We start from the raw sequence: 2,846 nt of genomic DNA, 5'->3' as shown, positions 1-2,846 counted from the left end.
ATGCGGCGGATTCTGGCTCAGCGTCCGAAGCGGGAGATTGGCGTCCTCGCATAGAGGGATTTTTATATTGAAATAGAAATTCAAAAGTGTTATGGTCTCCTTAACAACTGGCGGACACGCCGCCGTTTAGGGATGTAAGGGGGAAACCATGCGAATTAGTAACCGTTCGACGCTCGCAGTCGTTTCAATCGCGGTGATCAGCCTGATCGCTGCCTGCGGGACCGACGACGCCGGGCCAACGACCGCTAACACGAGCGTCGTCGCCGACCCTGGTGTGGATGAATCCAGCGAATCTCAAGGATCGTTGCCTACAGCCGTCGAGGCCGAGGCCTCTTCTGAATCCGTAAGCGCCACTGTCGCGCCCGCGGGCGTACTTCGGGTCGGCGAGTTCGCGCCGGCCGCAACGTTTGACCCGGCGGGGGCTCAGACCGCTCAGAGTGCGTACCTGGCTGCGGTGTACGACACGTTGACGCGCCAGAACGCATCGTTCGAACTCGAGCCTCACCTTGCGACCTCGTGGGAGGCACTTGATGCCAACACGTGGCAGTTCATTCTGCGCGACGACGTCACGTTCCATGACGGAACGCCGTTCGACGCTGAGGCCGTGAAGGCGAATCTCGACCGGCAAAAGTCGGCAGAGGGCAATCCGAACACCGCCGTCTTCGCCCCGATCAGCAAGGTCACGGTCGTCGATCCGTACACCGTCGATGTTGCCTTCGGCGTTCCGGCACCGGCATTTCCGCTCGAGATGTCGATGGTCATGGGGATGATGGCGAGTCCGGCCGCACTGGACACCGACATGACCCGAGCCCCGGCCGGTTCTGGCCCGTGGATCTGGAATGGAGCCGACTCACAGGCCGGGGTCGTCGAGAAGTTCGACGTCAACCCGGACTACTGGGCCCCTGAGTTGCAGGGTGTGGAACACATCGAGGTGTACACGATCGCTGACAATAATGCGCGGGTTAACGCACTACTTGCTGGAGACATCGATATGGCCGCCACCGTGCGAGATGCCCAGTTTGCGCAGGCGAAGGAGGCCGGGATGAACGTGAGCTCCACAGCTGCCGTCATGCCCTACCTACTCATCGCCGACCGCAACGGCGATCGCTTTGAACCGTTGGGGAACCCCCTCGTGAGGGAGGCCATCGGGTATGCGCTGGACCGCGGGGCGTACATCGATGCAGTCCACGCAGGGCTCGGAGACTCGGTTGGTGGGTTCTACGGCCCCAACTTCACCGAATGGCACAACCCAGACCTCGACAATGCGTTCGACTACGACCCTGACCGGGCGCGCGAGCTCCTTGCCGAAGCAGGTTACCCCGACGGCTTCACCATTGAGATGCCAGTGATGCCTCCGATCAGCACCGCTGTGGAAGCGTTCGCGCAAATGCTCGGTCAAGTGGGAATCACGGTGGAGCAGGTTCAGATTCCCGCAGGTGCGATCGGTGGATACGTCCGGGGTGGGGAAGCTGCGATCACGTGGTACCGGGCGCTGCTGTACTACCCCGGCAAGACGTTTGGCGACTTCACGGGACCAGCGCTCAATCCGTTCGGACTGGACGATGTCGCCGATCTTGAAGCAATGATCGCCGAGGCGAATTCCACACTTGATGTCGAAGAGCGCAAGGCGATCTTCGACGAGGTCGGCGCCGAACTGTTGAACCGTGGTGTCGCCTTTCCCATGGGCCATGCCGGTCAGAACGCAGCATGGGGCTCACATGTGACCGGCGATGTCGTTCTGGGGCTGAATATGCAGGCACCGCTGTACTACACCGTCCGCGTCGACGGATAGCAAGACGACCCCCAGTCAGACCATCAACAATAAGAGGAGCGACGAAGGGTGACGTGTTGTGCCACTCGCCCTTCGTCAGGCCCTCAGCCCTGGCATTTACCCACCATCCAATCTTCCAGGAGTGCACCACCAACATGTTGAAACTGGCCTTGGGCCGACTTGCAGCTGGAATCCCTTTGATGTTCGTGGTGGCGACGCTGGTCTTCTTCCTCCTCCGCGCCAACCCCGTCGATCCGGCCGAGATCATTCTCGGACCCGACGCGACGGAAGCGGCAGTCCAGGCGACTCGCTCCGAGCTGGGTCTGGACCGGCCCATTGTCACGCAGTACGGCGACTGGCTGTCTGGCGCCGTTCGTGGCGACCTCGGAGTTTCGTGGTTCTCCGGTGAATCCGTCACCACCGACATCGCAACACGACTGCCGGTCACGCTGTCGCTAGTCCTCGGATCGCTCACGGTGTCGCTATTGCTTGGCGTGGGTGCAGGTGTCGCAGCGGCAGTGCGCGCCGGTCGCAAGTTCGATCGCGGAATCACGGTCGCGGCTTCAGCGGGGCTCGCCGCACCCAATTTCTGGGTTGCGCTGTTGCTGGCCTACTTCTTCTCGGTTCGCCTGGGGTGGTTCCCTGCCGTCGGGTACGCAAGTCCGACCGAGGGCATCGTGGAATGGGTGCGTCACCTCGTCCTGCCTTGCATCGCCTTGGGAACGTCGGCTGCTGCCAGCATCTTTCGCCAGACCCGTTCATCGATGATCGGCGTCCTGCAGCAGGACTACATCCGGACGTCGTTGGCTAAAGGGATGCGGCTTCGCACGGTGATCTACGTGCACGCCCTGCGCAACGCCGCAATCCCGATCGTCACGTTGGCGGGGTTCCAGGTCTCGACACTTTTCGGCGGAGCAATCTTCGTCGAGCAGGTTTTCAACATACCCGGTCTCGGGAGTATGGGCGTAGACGCCGTGCTTCGGAATAACGTGCCGGTCGTACTGGCGTTCGTCATGATCACTGCCCTGGTCGTGGTGCTCGTGAATATCGTGCTTGATCTGCTTTACGAGTGGCT

The 2,846-nt window shown here is 61.3% G+C and carries 2 protein-coding genes; both read left to right on the top strand.

From position 1 onward, the window contains the following. Positions 1–148 precede the first annotated feature (148 nt). Positions 149–1,792, top strand: a complete 1,644-nt coding sequence (locus tag ACH2EI_RS12285; protein ID WP_395160222.1) for an ABC transporter substrate-binding protein — start codon at positions 149–151, stop codon at positions 1,790–1,792. Positions 1,793–1,971: 179 nt separating this feature from the next. Continuing rightward, positions 1,972–2,846, top strand: an 875-nt coding sequence (locus ACH2EI_RS12280) for an ABC transporter permease (protein ID WP_395160220.1), incomplete at its 3' end; no start/stop codon positions are given.

Source organism: Ilumatobacter sp., assembly GCF_041688325.1.
Taxonomy (GTDB): Bacteria; Actinomycetota; Acidimicrobiia; order Acidimicrobiales; family Ilumatobacteraceae; genus Ilumatobacter_A.
This window is presented reverse-complemented; position numbering and strand designations above follow the sequence as displayed.